The sequence below is a fragment of the Pseudomonas sp. P135 genome, assembly GCF_020312125.1.
Lineage (GTDB): Bacteria > Pseudomonadota > Gammaproteobacteria > Pseudomonadales > Pseudomonadaceae > Aquipseudomonas > Aquipseudomonas fragariae.
Window position 1 is genome coordinate 112,945 of sequence record NZ_JAGPYR010000008.1, and the last position, 18,337, is coordinate 131,281.

The window sequence follows — 18,337 nt, forward strand, 5'->3', positions numbered from 1 at the left end:
CGCAAATGATGCACTTTTTTTTTCAGTTAGAAAATAGCCTTTCTCAAATTCGTTAAATGGCATGGGGGAACGATGTTGGATATAGGGGGTGATGTCCGTGTTGTAGGCTGAGGGGTGTTGTAAGTTATTTCCGATATTAGCCATGGATGGAAAACGTGCCATGAGAGAGTGAAGGGCTTAGAAAAAGAAATATCCCACAGGCAAAAGGAGTGTTGAGTGAGGAAATGGCCGGAATGTCTGAAGGCCACGTGCTGAAAGGCGCGTAGACCCTTCAAAGATGGCCTTTCGCCCGTCTCAGCGTTGCGTTTGTGACCCTACAGTCCCTGTTGCAGCACAGGGTCATCCGGGTTCTGCTGCTCGAGCTCGGCCAGCAGAATCTGCACGTTTTGCAACTGGCCGTTCTCTTTCCAGTACTGGATCAGCAGCACCCTGGCCTTGCGATTGGCGGGCTGGTTCTGAACGATCTGGGTCAACTGGCGCTGTGCCGCTTCGAGCTCGTTCAACGAGTGCAGGGCCACCGCCAGGTCATAGCGATAGTCATTGTTATCGGGTGCCAGTTCCGTGGCCTTGGCCAGGCTGAGCACGGCGAATTCGGCCTGGCCGTGGTTCAGCAGCCACATGCCCAGCGCATGCTGGAGCAGGGACGAGCCAGGATTGTGCTCCAGCAACTGTGCGAAAAGGCCGCGCGCCTGCTCGGCCTGGCCCTTGCGGTCCAGTAATTCGATGTGCGCCAGCGCTGCTTCGATATTGCCCGGGTCCAGCGCGGTGGCCCGCCGTAGTGCCGCGAGCGCGGGTTCCAGGTCGCCGGTCTGCAGATACAGCCTGGCCAGTTGCAACTGGTTTTGGGCGTTTTGCGGCTGGCTCTTGAGTGATTCCTGAAACGCCTCGGCACTTTGCTGCAGAACGGCAAAGTACAGGCCCAGCTCATCGGGGGAGAGGCCAAGCAGGGCGCCGGTGGCGCGAAACCTGACGGATTGTTCGGCGTCATCCAGCAGCGGTCCGAGCAACAGACTGCGCTGGCTGTTGGAGACCAGCCTGACGCTGACATCGATGGCCGCCTCGCGCACTTGAGCGGACGGGTTACTCAAGGCCGCATCGAGCAACTTGAGGGCCTGGGGGCTGGGGTAGTCGCTCAGTTCGGCGAGCAGGCTGATGCGTTGTGCGTCAGACAGGTCAGTCCGCGCCAGTTGTTGGTACAGCACGCGCGCGGCACCGGGTTTGCCGTCATGTGCCTGCTCCAGCGCCTGGGCATAGGTATGACTGAGCTTGGCCGGGGCCGTCTGGACGGGCATGCGCCACCACCAGAAAACCAGCGAAAGCACCAGCAGCGCTGCAGCCGCTGCGCCGATCAGCCAGCGACGTCGAGAAGTGGGTTGAGGCGATAACCCCGTGGTAGAAAGTCTGGGCATATCGATTTCCAATGCTTGACGGGTTGCAGCTTCGGGGAGTGGCTGGCAGCTGTCAAACGGCAATCATGATGCAGCCGGATTTCAGGCAAAAAAAGCCCCGCGGCCTGATCGGACGCGGGGCGGGTTTACCGGCTTTTCAGGTTCAGGCCTGAGGTTGCCAGCCGCCACCCAGTGCCTTGTAGATGGCCACAATGCCACGGTACAGCTCGATTTCTGCCTGCGCCTGAGCGTCCTCGGCCGCCAGACGCTCGCGCTCGGCATCCAGCAGGACCAGAAAGTCCGCCGTGCCTTCGCGATACTGCACCGAGGCCAGTCTGGCCGCCGAGCGACTCGCATCGCTCTGGCGCATCAGTGAGACCAGCCGCTGCTGGCGTTTGTCGTAGTCGCTGAACGCGTTCTCCGACTCTTCCAGCGCGAGCAGCACCTGCTGCTCATAGTTGGCCAGTGCGCCTTCTGCGTCGGCGTCGGCACTGCGAATCTGCGCCCGGACACTGCCCAGATCGAAGGCCGCCCAGGTGATGCTGGGGCCCAGCGACCAGGCTCTGGCCGCTGACGAACCGATCTGCGAGCCGCGTCCGGCGGTAAAGCCCAGAAACCCGCTCAGGCTGACCCTTGGGAACAGATCGGCAGTCGCGACGCCGATACGGGCGGTCGAGGCAGCGAGTTGTCGCTCGGCTGCGCGGATGTCGGGCCGATTGCGCAACACTTGCGTCGGGTCGCCAATCGGCAAGGCCTTGGCGATGGCCGGCAGCTTGCTCGGGCTCAAGTCGGCGCTGAGGTTTTCCGGACGCTCGCCCAGTAACGTGGCGATGCGATTGCGTTGGCGAGCCTGCTCGGCCTGCAACTGCGGAACGGTCGCCTCGACGGCGGCCAGTCGTGCCTCGGCACGCACCACATCCAGCTCGTTGCCCACGCCCGCATCGCGCAATTGCGTGGTCACGTCCTGAGAACTTTGCTGATTTTTCAGGTTGTCGCGGGCAATGGCTTCACGCAGTTGTGCGCCGCGCAGTTGACCGTAGGCGTCGACCACCTCGGCAATCAGCGTGACCTGCAGCTGATAGAGGTTGGCCTCTGCAGCGTCCTGATCGGCATCGCTGGCTTCCAGCTGGCGCTGTATACGTCCGAACAGGTCCACTTCCCAGGCCATGTCCAGGCCCAGGTCATAGCGCTCGCTGTTGACCCGGCGCTCGGTGATGCCGGGTTGCTGACCCTTGCCGATGTCGCTGCTGGCGCGGCTGGTCACCACTGGCATCACATCGTTGGCGACGTCATCGCGAATGGCGCGCGCCGACTTGAGCCGGGCGAAGGCGACGCGCAGATCGCGGTTGCCGTCCAGTGACCTGGCCACCAGTTTATTGAGGGTCGGGTCCTCGAACTGCTGCCACCACACCCTGTCCACTTTGCTGCGGTCATAGTTGCCTTGGGCGGCGGACGCCAGTTTCGCTGGCGCCGTGACCGGTGCCTGGTAGTCCGGGCCTACGGCGCAGGCCGCCAGTGCCATGACCAGCAGGCTCGGGATGAAGACTTTGTACGCACTCATCAATGCATCTCCGCAGGCAGGTTTTGCTGGCTGTTTACCCTGGCGGCCTTGCGGGCCTCCTGGCGTTCGACGTAATTACGGATAAGCACGTAGAACACCGGCGTCAGCAGCAGGCCGAAGAAGGTGACCCCCAGCATCCCGGAGAACACCGCGACACCCATGGCATGGCGCATCTCGGCACCTGCACCGCTGGACAGCACCAGCGGCACGACACCCATGATGAAGGCGAACGAGGTCATCAGGATCGGACGCAGACGCAGGCGGCAGGCTTCCAGTACCGCATCCAGCGGGCTCATCCCTTCGGCCTGTTTGTCCTTGGCGAACTCGACGATCAGAATCGCGTTCTTGCACGCCAGGCCTACCAGCACGATCAGGCCGATCTGAGTGAAGATGTTGTTGTCGCTGCCAGCGATCATTACCCCGGCAATCGCCGAGAGCAGGGTCATCGGTACGATCAGGATCACCGCCAGCGGCAGGCTCCAGCTTTCGTATTGGGCTGCCAGCACCAGAAACGCCAGCAGCACACAGAGCGGGAACACGAACAGCGCGGTATTGCCCGAAAGGATCTGCTGATAGGTCAGGTCGGTCCATTCGTAGATCATGCCGGTGGGCAGTTCCTCGCGAAGCAGTTTCTCGACTGCTGCCTGAGCCTGGCCAGAGCTGTAGCCCGGTGCCGCTGCACCGTTGATTTCAGCAGTGATGAAGCCGTTGTAGTGCATGACGCGGTCAGGGCCTGCGGTATCGCTGACCTTGACGAAGGTCGCCAGCGGGATCATCTCGCCCAGGTTATTGCGCACCTTGAGCTGACCGATCTGATCGGCATCCTGACGGAACTGCTGTTCAGCCTGGACATTGACCTGATAGGTGCGGCCGAAGCGGTTGAAGTCGTTGGCGTACAGCGAACCCAGATACACCTGCAGGGTGTCGAAAATATCGCTGACTGCCACGCCGTGGGTCTTGGCTTTCTCGCGGTCAATCGCGGCATCGACTTGCGGTACGTTCACCGTGTAGCTGGTAAACAGTCCGGCCAGTTCCGGCACGCTGCGGCTTTTGGCGATGATGTTCTGGGTTTCCTTGTACAGCTCGTCATAGCCGAGGTTGCCACGGTCCTCGATTTGCAGACGGAAGCCGCCGATGGTGCCCAGGCCTTGTACCGGTGGTGGCGGGAAGATCGCCATGTAGGCTTCCTGAATCGAGGCGAACTGACCGTTCAGTGCACCGGCAATCGCGTTGGCCGAGAGGCTCGGGTCCTTGCGTTCGTCGAACGGTTTGAGGGTCACGAACACCACGCCGTTATTCGGGCTGTTTGTGAAGCCGTTGATCGACAGCCCCGGGAAGGCAATCGCATCCTGCACGCCAGGCTGCTTGAGGGCCAGCTCCGACATGCGCTTGATGACATCCTCGGTGCGGTCCAGGCTTGCGGCGTCCGGCAACTGGGCAAATGCGACCAGGTATTGCTTGTCCTGGCTCGGTACGAAACCGGTTGGTGTGCTGGCAAAGCCCATCCAGGTCAAAACCATCAGGCCCGCGTAGACCAGCAAGGCAATACCGCTGCTGCGAATGACCCTGGCGACCGTGCCGACATAGCCGTGGCTGGCTTTCTCGAAAAAGCGGTTGAACGGACGGAACAGCCAGCTGCCGAGCATTTTGTCGAGGAACCGCGAGAAGCGATCCTTGGGCGCGTCATGACCTTTGAGCAATACCGCCGCCAGTGCAGGCGACAGGGTCAGCGAGTTGAAGGCGGAAATGACCGTCGAGATGGCGATGGTCAGCGCGAACTGCTTATAGAACTGCCCGCTGAGCCCGGAGATAAACGCCGCAGGCACGAACACGGCGCACAGCACCAGCGCCGTCGCGATGATCGGCCCCGTCACTTCGGCCATGGCCTTGTGCGTGGCGGCGACCGGTTCCAGGCCCAGCTCGATGTTCCGTTCGACGTTCTCCACCACCACGATGGCATCGTCGACCACGATACCGATCGCCAGTACCAGGCCGAACAAGGACAGCGCGTTCAGCGAGAAACCGAACATATGCATGACCGCAAAGGTGCCGATCAACGAGACCGGTACGGCCACCAGCGGGATGATCGACGCGCGCCAGGTCTGCAGGAACAGGATGACGACCAGCACTACCAGAATCAGGGCTTCGAACAGCGTGTGAATCACCGCCTCGATGGAGCCACGGACGAAGATCGTCGGGTCATAGACGATGCTGTAGTCCATGCCTTCCGGGAAGCTTTGCTTGAGCTCGGCCATCCGTGCCCGTACATCGTTGGAGATGTCGATGGCGTTGGAGCCGGGACGCTGGAAGATCGGGATCGCGACCGCAGGCTGGTTGTTGAGCAGCGAGCGCAACGCGTACTGGCTGGAACCCAGCTCGATGCGGGCAATGTCCTTGAGGCGAGTGATTTCGCCATCGGCACCGGCGCGCACGACCACGTTTTCGAACTCTTCCTCACTGACCAGACGGCCCTGAGTGTTGATCGACATCTGAAAGCTGGTGGCATTCGGGGAGGGCGGGGAGCCCAGCTGGCCTGCGGCTACCTGACGGTTCTGCTCGCGAATCGCATTGACCACATCAGTGGCGGTCAGGTTGCGTGAGGCGGTCTTGTTCGGATCGAGCCAGACCCGCAGTGAATAGTCGCCCATGCCGAACAGTTGCACGTCACCGACGCCGCCCAGTCGCGCCAGCTCATCCTTGATGTTGAGCACGGCGTAGTTGGACAGGTACAGCATGTCGTAGCGTTTGTCCGGCGAGGTCAAGTGCACAACCATGGTCAGGTCGGGGGAGGCCTTGTCCACGGTGATGCCGATGCGTGTCACTTCTTCAGGCAGCTTCGGCTCGCTGCGGGTCACGCGGTTCTGCACCTGCACCTGCGCGTTGTCCAGGTCAGTACCCAGTGCGAAGGTGATGGTGAGGGTCAGCTTGCCATCAGCGGTGGCCTGCGAGGACATGTAGAGCATGCCTTCGACACCGGTAATCGCCTGTTCCAGTGGCGAGGCCACGGTTTCGCCGATCACCTTGGGGTTGGCGCCGGGGAAGTTGGCGCGCACCACCACGGTTGGCGGCACGACTTCCGGGTATTCACTGATCGGTAGCTGGAACAGCGAGATGGCACCGGCGATCAGGATCAGCAGCGACAGCACTGCGGCGAAGATCGGCCGTGAAATAAAGAATTTGGAGAAGTTCATCGGACGAGTCCCTTAGCCGCGCGGCGCGGCAGCGCTGGCGATTTTGACGGCCGCTTTGGGCGCCACTTGTGGCAGGTTGCTGGCTTCGAGGGCCTGGCGTTGTTTGAGCAGTGCGGCGAGGGTGTCGGCGCTGGCCATCGGAGTGACTTCAGGGTCCACAGGCTGGCCGGGACGAACGCGCTGCAAGCCTTTGACGACGATGGTGTCATCCTTGGCCAGGCCATTGCGCACAATGCGCAGGCCTTCGATTTTCGGCCCCAGCTCGACAGCCCGGTAAGCGGGCTTGTTGTCCTTGTCCATGACCAGCACAAACTTCTTGCCCAGGTCGGTGCCCACTGCTTCGTCATTGATCAGCACGGCCGAGTAAGTGCCGCTGCCCACCAGTTTCAGGCGTGCATACAGGCCGGGGGTAAACGCACCGTCGGCGTTATCGAACACGGCGCGGCCACGAATGGTGCCGGTCCTCGGGTTGACCTGGTTGTCGACAAAGTTCATCTGGCCCAGGTGCGGGTTGCCAGGTTCGTTGGACAGCCCCAGGTACACCGGCGTGGTCTGACCGCGCTGACCTTTGCGGGCCAGTTCGGTGTATTTGAGGAACACGCGCTCGTCTGCGTCGAAGTAGGCGTAGACCTTGTCGGTGGAAACCACGCTGGTCAGGGCGGTGACATCGGCGGTAACAATGTTGCCGGCGGTGATTTCGGCACGGCTCACGCGGCCTGAAATCGGCGCGGTAACACGGGTGAAACTGAGGTTCAGTCGAGCCAGGTCCAGTTGCGCCTGGATGGCCGCGACACCGGCCTTGGCTTCCTGCGCCGAGGTGGTACGCGATTCGGCCAGCTCGGCGGAAATCGCATTGTTGCTGCGCAGGCGCTCACCGCGCTGCGCTTCGCTGTCACTGCGCGAAGCGACTGCGCGGGCCTGTTGCAACTGGGCTTCGAGACGGCGGACTTCCGACTGGAAAGGGCGAGGGTCGATCTGGAACAGCAGATCGCCTTTCTTGACCAGCGCGCCGTCGATGAAGGCTACCTGATCGATCTGGCCGGAGACCCTTGGACGCACTTCGACCGTTTCAGGTGCTTCGAGACGACCGGTGAATTCATCCCACTCGTTGACTGGCTGCTCCAGTACCTTGGCCACACTGACCTTGGCCGCGCCAGGCGCACTGGTGGCTTCCGGCGCACGGCCGCAGGCACTGATGACGATCAAGGCGAGGGCGGTGAGAGGGTAGCGCAGATGGCTGATTGTCTGGTGCATGGGAAGTTCCGCCAATAGTGAAGAATGGGGCGGATTCTGTTGCGCACGGGGTGTTATTAACGAATCGAATAAACCGAAGGTTACTATCACCGACAATGATGAGTACCTATAGGTCTGTGAAACGCCCTGGCCGAGTGACCCTGAAGGTGGACTTTGGCCAGGTATTTGGGGTTGAAAGTGCTGCCCTGACGGGGCGCCGAAAAAAGCCCATGTCATATTGCTATCTCATCGATCAATCTTTGCAATCGCCGCGCCTGTAAAGTTGTTCAGCGGACAGTCGATCCTTGGGTATCACGATAAATCCCCAGGAAAAATTTATGAAGTCGACATGGCTGGACAATTTGAAGGTCAGCAAAAAGCTGAGTGTAGGCTTCGGTCTGATACTGCTGGGCGTACTGACGGTCACCGCGATCGGTTACCTCAGTACCAACCTGCTGATCGAACGGCTGGGCAAGGCAGCCAAGGTTTCTGAGGTGAAGGCCGATGCGCTGAGCCTCAGGATCGCTGCGCAGACCTACACCGCCAAGCCTGACGCGAGCAATTCGCAGGGCTACACGTCGGCTCTGGACAACCTGGGCAAGACCATCGAGGACGGCCTGAAGATTCTGACCGTTCCGGTCAACGCCGATATGCTCAGAGGGATTCGCGACCAGGCGGGTGTCTTGAAGCAAACGTTCAGCCAGTTGGTCGATAACAATCGGCAAATTGATCAGGCCATGCAGCCGCTCATCACCATTTCCGAACAGGTCAGCGGAAGTTTCGAAACACTGCTGCAAAAGACCTTTGACGACGTTTCCCGCTCGCTGGACCAGAGCGGCATCGATCAGGTGAAGATTGCCGGCGACCTGCGCAATGGCATGACCAACTTTCGCCTGGTGTTTCGCCGTTATATCAGTATCCCGACTGCTGAAAACAGGCAGATTACTTTCGACGCTGCCGACTCGCTGATCGCTCAGGTGGGCAGCGCGCGCAATCAATTGCCGAACAAGGCCGGCCCGGCGGTGGATGAGGCGCTCGCGGCGCTGCAACAGTACAAGTCGTTGATGGTCTCCATCTCGCAACTGATGCAACAGAACGATCAGATTCGCGACAGCCTTCGCCAGCAGTCAATGGACATCGTCACCAGTGCGGAAAAGCTGATGGCGGGTCAGGTGGTCAGTGCCAATAAAGAAAAAGACAGCGCAGTAACCCAGTTGCTCACGGTGGCGGTGATCGTATTGCTGCTGGGTATCTTCGCGGCGATCCTGATTACCCGTCAGATCACCCGTCCGCTCGATTCGACTGTGATCGCGGCGCGTCGGATTGCCGACGGCGATCTGACCAACGACCTCAGCACCAGTCGCCAGGATGAGCTGGGCCTGCTGCAAAACACCATGCAACATATGACCGTATCGCTGCGGACCCTGATTGGTGGTATCAGCAATGGTGTGACACAGATTGCCACGGCAGCCGAGGAGCTTTCAGCCGTCAGTGAGCAGACCAGCGCGGGTGTCACTCAGCAGAAACTGGAAGTCGATCAGGTGGCGACCGCCATGAACCAGATGGCGTCCACCGTCCAGGAAGTGGCGCAGAACACTGAAGATGCATCGCAGGCCGCCAGACAGGCCAGTGATCGTGCCGCCCATGGCAGCAGCGTGGTGCAACACGCCACGCGTGAAATCAGCCAGCTCGCCGGTGAAGTGGGACAACTGGGCGAGGCCATGCAGCGCCTGATTCAGGACAGTGACAAGATCGGCGGCGTCATCGATGTGATCAAGGCGGTGGCAGAACAAACCAACCTGCTGGCCCTCAATGCGGCGATCGAAGCTGCACGTGCAGGTGAGCAGGGCCGTGGCTTTGCCGTGGTGGCCGATGAGGTGCGCTCGCTGGCTCAACGTACACAGTCATCCACGACTGAAATCGAGGCGCTGATAAAATCCTTGCAGGATGGCACCGGCGCAGCGTCGGAGCTGATGAATGCCAGCCGTCAACGCACTGAAGGCACCGTGGCGCTGGCGCGACAGGCCGAAGACTCGCTACTTGAAATCACTCATTCGATCGTGACCATCGAACAGATGAGTCAACAGATTTCTGCCGCCGCTGAAGAGCAGAGCGCCGTGACCGACGAAATCAATCGCAGTGTCATCAGCGTACGCGATATTGCCGATCAGTCGGCCACGGCCACTGAGCAGAGCGCGGCGTCTACCGTGGAACTGGCGCGCCTGGGCAGCAACCTGCAGGACATGGTTGCGCGCTTCCGGATCTGATGGTCGCCACTTTCAAATCGTTGCGAAGTTCAAACGTCTCACCCTGCAAAAACAGCGGCGCTGGCAATCAGCGCTGCTCCACCCGCTGCAGAAACCTTCGGGTCCGCTCGTTTTGCGGATTCAGCAGAATTTCGCTCGGGGTGCCGTCCGCCACGATGCGGCCGCCCTCCATGAACAGCACCCGGTCAGCGATGTCCTGAGCGAATTTCATCTCGTGGGTCACCAGTAGCATGGTCATCTGAAACTCGTGGGCAATCGAGCGAATCACCGCCAGGACCTCGCCGACCAGCTCGGGGTCGAGCGCTGACGTGACCTCATCGAACAACATGACCTGCGGACGCATGGCCAGCGCCCTGGCAATCGCTACACGTTGTTGCTGACCACCGGAAAGCTGGCTCGGATAGGCATCGGCCTTGTGCGCAAGCCCGACCAGCCCGAGGTATTGGTGCGCGCGCTCAAGGGCCTCTTCGCGAGGCAGTCTGAGTACCCGTAACGGCGCTTCGGTGACATTTTCCTGCACGGTGAGGTGGGGGAACAGGTTGAATTGCTGGAACACCATGCCTACCCGATGTTCTACCGGAGCCTTGCGCGCGCCAGGCCAGCGCCATCCGGATGTGCGCGCGGGCACTGCTCGGCCTGCGACTTCTATGCTGCCTTGCTGGTAGTTTTCCAGCCCCTTGATAAGGCGCAATACTGTTGATTTGCCCGAGCCACTGGGGCCGATCAAGGCCACTTTCTGACCTTGAGGAATGCTCAGGTCCAAGTGGTCGATAATCCGGTTGTGGCCGAAGTCCTTGACCACGTGTTTCAGCTGTATCTGCGCGGTGGTGACGGGCGGGATTGCGGTGTGTGCGAGATCAGACATGGCTGCGTCTTTCCAGGTATTTGAACAGCAACGAGGTCGGCACGCTGATTGCCAGAAACATCAGCGCCATCACCGTGTACGGTTCGTTGTAACGATAGGTCATGCCGGCGATCTGCTTGGCGGCCTGAAACAGTTCAGGGATGGTAATCACCGCCAGAAGCGGGGTTTCCTTGAACATGCCGATCAGGTAATTGCCGAGCACCGGCAGCATGGGTTTCAACGCCTGCGGCAGGATGATGCGCCGCCAGGTGTCGCTACGATTGAAGTCCAGGGCGCGTGCGGCTTCCCATTGTCCGGCCGGGATGTCGTCAATGGCTCCGCGATACGCTTCGGCAATGTAAGCCGCGTAATAGCAGCCAAGGCCGATCACACCGGTGGTGACCGCCGGAAAGGTAATGCCCGCCAGCGGCAGGGCGAAGAACAGTACATACAACTGGACCATCAGCGGCGTATTGCGGAAAAAGCTCAGGTAGCCTTTGCTCAGGCGATGCACGATGGTTATCTGCGAGCGTAGTGTCAGGGCCAGGACCAGACCGAGCAACACCGCGAGCAGGAACCCCAGCACCACGACCTGCACAGTCACCAGCAAACCCTGAAACAGCTCCGGCAGAATCGACCAGGCGAATGCGATATCAAATTCCATCGTTCATCCCCTGGCCTTGCGCCACGCGGTGGCGTGCTGCTCATAGCGTCGGATCAGCCAGCTCAGTGGCCAGGCCATCACGAAATAGCACACCAGCACGATGCTCCAGATCAGCGTCTGCTGGCCCAGCGTGGTGATCAATTGACTGCCGGTGAAGGTCAGGTCGGTGAGGGTGATGAGCGAAACCAGCGATGTGGTTTTCAGCAGTTCGACCAATTGATTGCCCATCGGCGGGATCATGAACGGCAGGGCCTGCGGCAGAATGATTCGCCGAAACGCGTTTATCGGCCCGAAGTCCAGCGCACGCAACGCATCGCGTTGGCCCTGGCTGACGTTGATCAGTGCCGAGCGAATGATCTCCGCGCCATACGCCGAAAACGTCAGGCCCAGCCCCAGCACGCCGGTGGTCATGGGGGACAGGCGAATGCCGAACAGCGGCAGGATGAAGAACAGGTAAAACAGCAGCACCAATGCCGAGATACCGCGCAGCACCTCGATATACACAGTAGCGAACCAGCGTAGCGCCCTGAACGGCGACAGGCGCATCAGGGCGATTACAAACGAGAGCACCAGCACCAGCAGTTCGGCAAGCACGGTGATCTGCAGGGTGATCCAGGCGCCGTGGGCCAGTTGTCTGGCAATGAAGCCTGCGGTTTCCAGTGTTGCGGCATCAACAGGCATGGCCGTACTCGTGTGGATCAGGGCCGTTTACTGCGCGCCCTCGCGGGGCGAGGCAGGTCATGGGTTGCAGCGTTGGGCTGCAGTGATGGCCGGGTCAGCCAGTTCGTTTTCGGTGTAGCCGTACTTCTGCAGGATGTTCAGCAGATCGCCCGACGCCCGGAGTTTCGCCAGTTGTTCGTTGAAAGCCTGTTCAAAAGCCGGGTCGTTTTTTGGCAGGCCGTAGGCGTGGTAATTCCAGCCCGGTTTGCCACTGGCGTCCGGGATCTGCTCGAAAGGCAAGGCGCGCTCGATGTCCGGACTGTTGGCTTTCTTGATCAGACTGATGACTTCGGCGTCGGGAAAATACACCACGTCCACGCGACCCGCCTGCAAGGCGGCCAATGCCTCGGTGTCCTTGTCGAACAACACCACGTTGCCGTTGGCGATACCGCTGTCTTTGGCTTCCTGGACCTGATTGCTGCCAGGTTGAGTGGCCAGGCGCACCTTGGCGTTGCTGGCGACGTCCTTGAGGCTGTGCAGGTTCAGCGGGTTGCCGGTTTTGACAATGAACGCACCACCGGATCGCGTCACCGGGTTGGAGAACGCGATGACCTTGCAACGATTCGGATTGATGAACAGCCCCGCACCAATCAAGTCGAAACGACCTGCCGCCAGACCCGGCACCAGCGAACCGAAGTCAGTGATAGGCGTCTCGATCTGCTTGATGCCCAGCGGTTCGAGAATCGCCCGCAGTATCTCGACGTTGGCCCCGGTGGCTTTGCCATCGGGGCCGATGTAGGCATAGGGCTGTTCATTGGCGATGCCAGCGGTCAGGCCGTCAGTGCGACCTTTTTCCAGCAGTCCGGCCAGGGCAGGGAATGAGATGACGGCATTCAACAGCAGCGCTGAACCCATCAGGGCTGGGAACGACAGGGTTTTTATGCCTTTCATTGCAGGTGCTCGACGTAGGGAGGGATAGGGCTTCTTGCTGATACGGCCTGAGCATGCGGGTCAGGTGCGCAAGGTAGCCTGGTCTTGCCTGCATCCTGCTTCGGCAACGTTTGGTGCATAAGGTGCAACTCTATAGCTATTAAAAAAATAATTTAAATATCAATAAAGAATATGCATATATACAGTCGCCGACGTTATGGACTCCAAACGTCGGGCGGCCAATTTCTACAAGACCCGGTATTTGTCAGTACGTCCCTGTTTGTAACTCCAGACGCCGACCAGGTATCGCGGCAATCAACTCCTGGGTGTAGGACGCTTCAGGTCTGGCAAAAACATCCTCGGCCAGACCCTGCTCGACAGTCTTGCCATGCTTGAGCACCAGTACCTGGTGGGCAACGCTGGCGACCACTGCAAGGTCGTGGGACACCAGCACGTAGGCAATGCCCGATTCGGCTTGCAGTTCGACCAGCAGGTCGAGAATCTGCGCCTGCACTGACACGTCCAGTGCCGAGACCGGCTCATCGAGCAGCAGCAGATCGGGCTGCAGGGCCAGTGCTCTGGCAATGGCGACCCGCTGACGCTGTCCACCGGAAAGCTCGCGCGGCAGGCGGTCCAGATAGGCCACGGGCAACTGCACTCGCTCTATCAATCGGCGTGCCGCCTGCTCCAGTTCGCGGCCTTTGAGCAGACCGAACGAAACCAGTGGCTCGACGATGCTTTCGAATAACGTGAAGCGTGGGTCAAGGGCTGCGAACGGGTTTTGCTGCACCAGCTGAATACGCCGTCGCAGCGGCCTGAATTCGCGCCAGCCCAGGTCGGTGACATCCTGGTCGTCCAGTAAAACTCGTCCGTGAGTGGGCTTTTCCAGGCCCAGCGCAATGCGCAGCGCAGTACTTTTACCCGAGCCGGACTCGCCGACGATGGCCAGGGTCTGGCCGGCATACACCTTGAAGTTGACGTCCTGCAGCGCCTGGAAGTCTGTGTCTTCGCCTTTTACGTAGGGCAGGCGATAGGTCTTGCCGATGTTGTTCAAGGTCAGCAGTGGCCTGGCGCTGCTCGCTACCGGGCGCGGTATTGCCGGGCTCTTGCGTTGCCCGAACGCGGGTGCTGCTGCGATCAGCGCACGTGTGTAGGCATGGCGAGGCGCGATGAGTATCTGTTGCGGAGGGCCTTGTTCGACCAGCTCGCCCTTGTTCATCACCAGCACTCGATCGGCCCGGTCGGCCGCCACGCCCAGATCGTGGGTGATGATCAGCAGGGAAATACCACGCTCGGCCACCAGACGTTGCAGATGATCGAGGATCCTGCGCTGTACCGTCACGTCCAGAGCGCTGGTGGGTTCGTCGGCGATGATCAGGCGAGGATTGCCGGCCAGGGCGATGGCGATCAACACGCGCTGGCGCATGCCGCCGGACAGCTCGTGCGGGTACTGACGAGCGCGCAATACCGGTTTGTCCAGACCGACCTGCTGCAGCAATTCCAGCACATCGGCATCCACTGCCGGATAACGTCGACCGTGAGCCAGAAGCAGTGCTTCGGCGATTTGCCGACCGATGCGCAGGGTCGGGTTGAGGCTGACCATCGGGTCCTGCGGCACCAGACCAATGGTGCCGCCGCGAATTCGCCGTTTCTCGCGTTCGCCAGCATGGCCAAGATCGTGTCCATCGACGTGTAGCTCACCGCCGGTGATGGCGGCGTTGTCCGGTAGCAGGCCGAGTATGGCGTTGGCCATCGTCGACTTGCCGGACCCGGATTCGCCGACAATCGCCACGGTTTCACCTCGGGCGACCTGGAAGGATACGTTGCGCACGGCCTGGTTGATCTGGCCATCGAAGCGGTAGGCGACACTCAGATGACGAATGTCGATCAGTTGAGCGGTGTCGTTCATCGTTGAGTCTCCTCCAGCGTGCGGGCGATGTGGTTGAAGCTGAACACCACGCCGACCACGAACAGCCCCGGCAACAGCGACACCCAGGGTGCAGTCATCAGAAAATGACGACCGTTGGCAATCAGCGTGCCCCATTCGGCGGCCGGTGGTTCGGCGCCGAAACCCAGAAAACTCAGCCCGGCAGTGGCCAGAATCGCCGCGCCGAAGTCCAGCGTGGCCAACACCGCCACCGGGCCCCAGGCGTTCGGCAGGATGTGGCGTAGCAGGGTTCGCGTCCAGCTTGCACCGCCCAGACGCGCGGCTTCGACGTACGGCAGGGTTTTGACCCGCAGCACTTCGGCGCGGGTGGTGCGCGCGAAGCCGGGGATGATCCCCACACCGACCGCAATGGCCACCGGCAGGGTGCCGAAACCGATAGCAGTGACAATCGCCAGCGCCAGTAACAGACCGGGCAGGGCCAGCAATACATCGATCAGGCGCATGATCACCGCATCGATGCGCCCGCCTGCGAAACCGGAAATCACCCCCAGACTCAGGCCGCCGGCCATGGCGATGCCGACAGCCAGCAATGCCGCCTGTACCGAGAGGCTGGAGCCATGCACCACGCGGGTATAAAGATCACGGCCCAACTCGTCGGTGCCGAACCAGTGCGCGGCATTGGGCGCGGTGAGCTTGTCGGCAGGCGAGGTGGCATAAGGTGCGTAGCTGCTCAGCAGGTTGGGTGCCAGCGCGGCCAGCAGCGCAAAGGCGACGATTGCCACGGCCAGCAGAAAACCAGGGCGCCGCAACAGGGGGCGCGTCGCTTCCACGATCCGGCTCAGGCTGCTGCGCCGTCGCCACTGCAGGGCAGGTGCGGTTTTACCCGCAATGGTTTCACTGGAAACGACCAGGCGAGCCAGGCGCGCAAGGCGGTTGTCGAAGATAGTCATGGCTTCAGGAGACCTTTGGCGTATGGGCGATGCGCGGATCCAGCGCGGGATACAGCAGGTCAACGATCAGATTGACCACGACGAACGCAGCTGCGGAGACCGCAACGATGGCAAGTACCACCGGGATGTCCTGGCGCAGCACGGCTTCCTGGGCAAGTCGACCGACCCCGGAGCGGGCGAAAATGGTTTCCACCAGCACCGCGCCGGATACCGTGTTACCCACCTGCAGGCCGATCAGTGTCAGCAGCGGCAGGGCAGCGTTCTTGAACGCATGGCGGGCCTGAACCTGCGCGCGGGTAAGGCCCTTGGCGTAGGCGGTTATGATGTAGGGCTCTTTCCAGACGCCCTGAAAGCCGCGTTGCAGGACCTGGGCATACACCGCAGCGCTGGGGATCGCCAGCGTGACGGCGGGCAGTATCAGGCTTGAGAAACCCTGATTGCCGGTCGCCGGGAACCAGCCAAGGGTGAACGCGAACAGTTGAATGAACAGCAGGCCCAGCCAGAAGACCGGCACCGAGAAGCCCAGCGACGGCAGGCGTGACAAGGCGACTTTCAAGGGCTGCCAGCGTACGTAGGCAGTGAGATACGCCAGACCTGTCCCGCCGATCAGTGACAGAACAATGGCCAGCCCCGCGAGGCTCAGGGTTTGCGGCAGACGTTCGATCAGCAACTCCGATACCGGGCGATTGAGCGTCAGCGAGTTGCCGAAGTCACCGTGTATGGCTCCCCACAGCAAATCGACGTATTGCTCGAAGATGCCCCGATCCAGCCCGTAATAGAGCTTGGCCTTGGCGAGGTCCTGCGCGGACAGTGAGTCGATTTCGACACCCGAGGCGCTGAGCATGATCGACAGGGTGTCGCCGGGCAGCAGGTACAGAATGAAATAGGTGACGCTGTAGGCACCCCAAAGTACCAGCAGCGCTTGCGCGATGCGACTGAGGATATAGCGGCTCATGGCGTTGCCAACTCGATGTCGTTGAACAGCGCAAAGCCTTCCGCCGTCCAGTGGAAGTTGCGTACGTTTTTCGCCGTGGCGGCTTGCCAGACCCGCTCGTAGACCGGGAACGCCGAGCCTTCGTCGATCAGCAAGTCCTGCAACTCGCCATAGGCCCGGGCACGCTGCTCGCTTTGCGTGGCGGTCAGTCCGGCGTCGAACAGCGCAAGGGCTCTGGGCAGTGTTTCCGGCGCGTAAAGGTTGGTCGCCAGAGTCGAGCTGTTGGCGCTGCGCGGGTCGACGATGGTCTGCAGGATGATCGGGTCGGCGCGGGTCATGTAGTTGTACGTCAGGTCATAATTGCCTGCCGCATTGGCAGCGGCCCATTCGGCGGTGGTCACCACGTTGAGCTTGAGCTCGATGCCCACCTTGCGCAGTTGATCCTGGATCAGTACATCGCCAGCGGTTTCGGCGGGTGACAGGTTGTAGGCCAGCTTCAGGCGTTTGCCCTCCTTGTAGCGATAGCCGTCGGCATTTTTCTGCCAGCCAGCCTGGTCGAGCAAGCGCTCGGCACCCTGAGGATCATAGGCAAGCTTGTCGGCCTGGTTTTTGTAAAACGGTGTAGTGATGTCGAAGACACCGGAGACCACCGGGAACTGCGGGTTGTAGACCGTCGCTGCATAGGTCTTGCGGTCGATTGCCTTTTGCAAAGCCTGGCGCACGTTACGGTCGGCAAGAATGCGATTGCCGCGTGTGTTGGGGTACAGGTTCAGTGCCGGTCCTGGCAGCGACCGGCTTTGAATGGTCGCGCCCCTGGACTTGAACAGGTTGAGATCCACCTCGGAGAACGGGTTGCGCGGCCAGAGAATATCGACCTGCCCCTGAACGAACTGGCCGTTACGTACGCTTTCTTCCGGCACGTAGCTGACCTCGACTGCGTCCAGATGCGCTTCGCCCTTGTTCTGCGCATTGGCCGATTGCCAGGCATAGCCCTTGCGTTTGATCAGGCGCAAACCGCTTTCCGGGGTATAGCGCTCCAGCACGAATGGCCCGGTGCCGATGATTGCACCCAGCGAGCGCTGCTTGACGCTGAGCGCGTAGGACTCTGGAGCCAGGATGGCGAGATTGGTGGTGGAGGTGGCTTGCAGAAAGCCCGCATTGGGTTGGGCCAGCACCAGTTTGATGGTGAACTCGTCCAGCACCTCGGCATGGTCGTAACCTTTGAGGTAAGTGGCGCCGAAGGTGGCTGGCAATTGTGCGGCGAACGACTTGTCCGCGTCGTAGGCCGTCTTCACCGCTTGAGCGTCGAAACGTGTGCCGTTGCTGAAGGTCACGTCCTTGCGCAAGTGAAAGGTGTACTCCAGCGCGTTGTCACTGATTTCCCAGCGCTCCGCCAGCCAGGGAATGATCTTGCCGGTCTGCGGGTCCTGATCGGTCAGGGACTCGGCAATATTGCGCAGCACCACCCGATGCTCCAGCCAGTAAACCTGAAAGGGGTCAAGGCTGACCAGCGTGGTGTTGTCTCTGAAGAACGCCACCTTGAGGGTTGTGGCTGCCTGGTTGTCCTGGCCGGAAGGTGAGCAGCCAAGCAGGGTTATGGCTGTGACGGCGGTAAACAGCAGGCGCGAGAGGAGCGGGCGCCGGGTCATCGCATTGTGCTCCGAGTCACGAATCCATTTGAGAAAGTCGAAGGTGGTGTACGGCGCATGGAAGGTCCTCTTCAAGTCGGGCACAGTGCTTCAGCACTGATTTCTTAAGACCGTATTCTTATGATTATGCGCTGTAAAAGTCTTTTTTGTTCTAAGCTAATATAGGTTTTTATGATTT

The 18,337-nt window shown here is 60.7% G+C and carries 13 protein-coding genes and 1 pseudogene; 2 read left to right on the plus strand and 12 right to left on the minus strand.

Going from position 1 to position 18,337, the window contains the following annotated elements:
• Positions 1 to 314 precede the first annotated feature (314 nt).
• The 4 genes from KBY08_RS14575 to mexE form a co-directional block, all read right to left on the minus strand.
• Complete coding sequence (locus KBY08_RS14575) at positions 315 to 1,409, minus strand: tetratricopeptide repeat protein (protein WP_111522321.1); 1,095 nt, start codon at positions 1,407 to 1,409, stop codon at positions 315 to 317.
• 142 nt (positions 1,410 to 1,551) lie between these two features.
• Complete coding sequence (locus KBY08_RS14580) at positions 1,552 to 2,949, minus strand: efflux transporter outer membrane subunit (RefSeq protein ID WP_111522301.1); 1,398 nt, start codon at positions 2,947 to 2,949, stop codon at positions 1,552 to 1,554.
• Positions 2,949 to 6,140, minus strand: coding sequence for an efflux RND transporter permease subunit (locus KBY08_RS14585; RefSeq protein WP_011268123.1), 3,192 nt, complete (start codon positions 6,138 to 6,140; stop codon positions 2,949 to 2,951). The genes KBY08_RS14580 and KBY08_RS14585 overlap by 1 nt, the downstream gene beginning before the upstream one ends.
• Positions 6,141 to 6,152: 12 nt before the next feature.
• Positions 6,153 to 7,394: a multidrug efflux RND transporter periplasmic adaptor subunit MexE gene (mexE, locus tag KBY08_RS14590; RefSeq protein WP_111522300.1), complete on the minus strand. Its 1,242-nt coding sequence runs from the start codon at positions 7,392 to 7,394 to the stop codon at positions 6,153 to 6,155.
• A gap of 317 nt (positions 7,395 to 7,711) precedes the next feature.
• Between mexE and KBY08_RS26795 the strand changes: the two are divergent.
• Positions 7,712 to 8,734, plus strand: a pseudogene (locus KBY08_RS26795) (methyl-accepting chemotaxis protein); the annotation flags it as partial.
• A gap of 201 nt (positions 8,735 to 8,935) precedes the next feature.
• Positions 8,936 to 9,640 (plus strand): methyl-accepting chemotaxis protein, encoded by a 705-nt coding sequence (locus tag KBY08_RS26800; RefSeq protein WP_370661153.1) that lies wholly within the window; start codon positions 8,936 to 8,938, stop codon positions 9,638 to 9,640.
• Positions 9,641 to 9,707: 67 nt separating this feature from the next.
• Here KBY08_RS26800 and KBY08_RS14600 read toward each other — a convergent pair whose 3' ends face one another.
• The 8 genes from KBY08_RS14600 to KBY08_RS14635 form a co-directional block, all read right to left on the minus strand.
• A complete protein-coding gene (locus tag KBY08_RS14600) occupies positions 9,708 to 10,505 on the minus strand; it encodes an amino acid ABC transporter ATP-binding protein (RefSeq protein ID WP_003400736.1) in 798 nt (265 codons plus the stop codon).
• The gene (gene ehuD, locus KBY08_RS14605; RefSeq protein ID WP_003400737.1) at positions 10,498 to 11,148 is read right to left on the minus strand and encodes an ectoine/hydroxyectoine ABC transporter permease subunit EhuD; all 651 of its coding nucleotides are present in this window, start codon (positions 11,146 to 11,148) and stop codon (positions 10,498 to 10,500) included. The genes KBY08_RS14600 and ehuD overlap by 8 nt, the downstream gene beginning before the upstream one ends.
• Before the next feature lie 3 nt (positions 11,149 to 11,151).
• Entirely contained in the window at positions 11,152 to 11,829 is a 678-nt protein-coding gene (gene ehuC, locus KBY08_RS14610; protein ID WP_111522299.1) for an ectoine/hydroxyectoine ABC transporter permease subunit EhuC, read from the minus strand.
• 57 nt (positions 11,830 to 11,886) lie between these two features.
• A complete protein-coding gene (ehuB, locus tag KBY08_RS14615; protein ID WP_111522298.1) occupies positions 11,887 to 12,759 on the minus strand; it encodes an ectoine/hydroxyectoine ABC transporter substrate-binding protein EhuB in 873 nt (290 codons plus the stop codon).
• A 244-nt stretch (positions 12,760 to 13,003) separates the two neighbouring features.
• Positions 13,004 to 14,647: a dipeptide ABC transporter ATP-binding protein gene (locus KBY08_RS14620; RefSeq protein ID WP_058821894.1), complete on the minus strand. Its 1,644-nt coding sequence runs from the start codon at positions 14,645 to 14,647 to the stop codon at positions 13,004 to 13,006.
• Entirely contained in the window at positions 14,644 to 15,576 is a 933-nt protein-coding gene (locus tag KBY08_RS14625) for an ABC transporter permease (RefSeq protein ID WP_003400747.1), read from the minus strand. Before KBY08_RS14625 ends, KBY08_RS14620 begins: the two co-directional genes overlap by 4 nt.
• 4 nt (positions 15,577 to 15,580) lie before the next feature.
• Positions 15,581 to 16,531 carry an ABC transporter permease gene (locus KBY08_RS14630; RefSeq protein WP_003400748.1) on the minus strand — a complete coding sequence of 317 codons (951 nt, stop codon included), beginning with the start codon at positions 16,529 to 16,531 and terminating at the stop codon, positions 15,581 to 15,583.
• Positions 16,528 to 18,159 carry an ABC transporter substrate-binding protein gene (locus KBY08_RS14635; RefSeq protein ID WP_104652743.1) on the minus strand — a complete coding sequence of 544 codons (1,632 nt, stop codon included), beginning with the start codon at positions 18,157 to 18,159 and terminating at the stop codon, positions 16,528 to 16,530. Before KBY08_RS14635 ends, KBY08_RS14630 begins: the two co-directional genes overlap by 4 nt.
• Positions 18,160 to 18,337 lie beyond the last annotated feature (178 nt).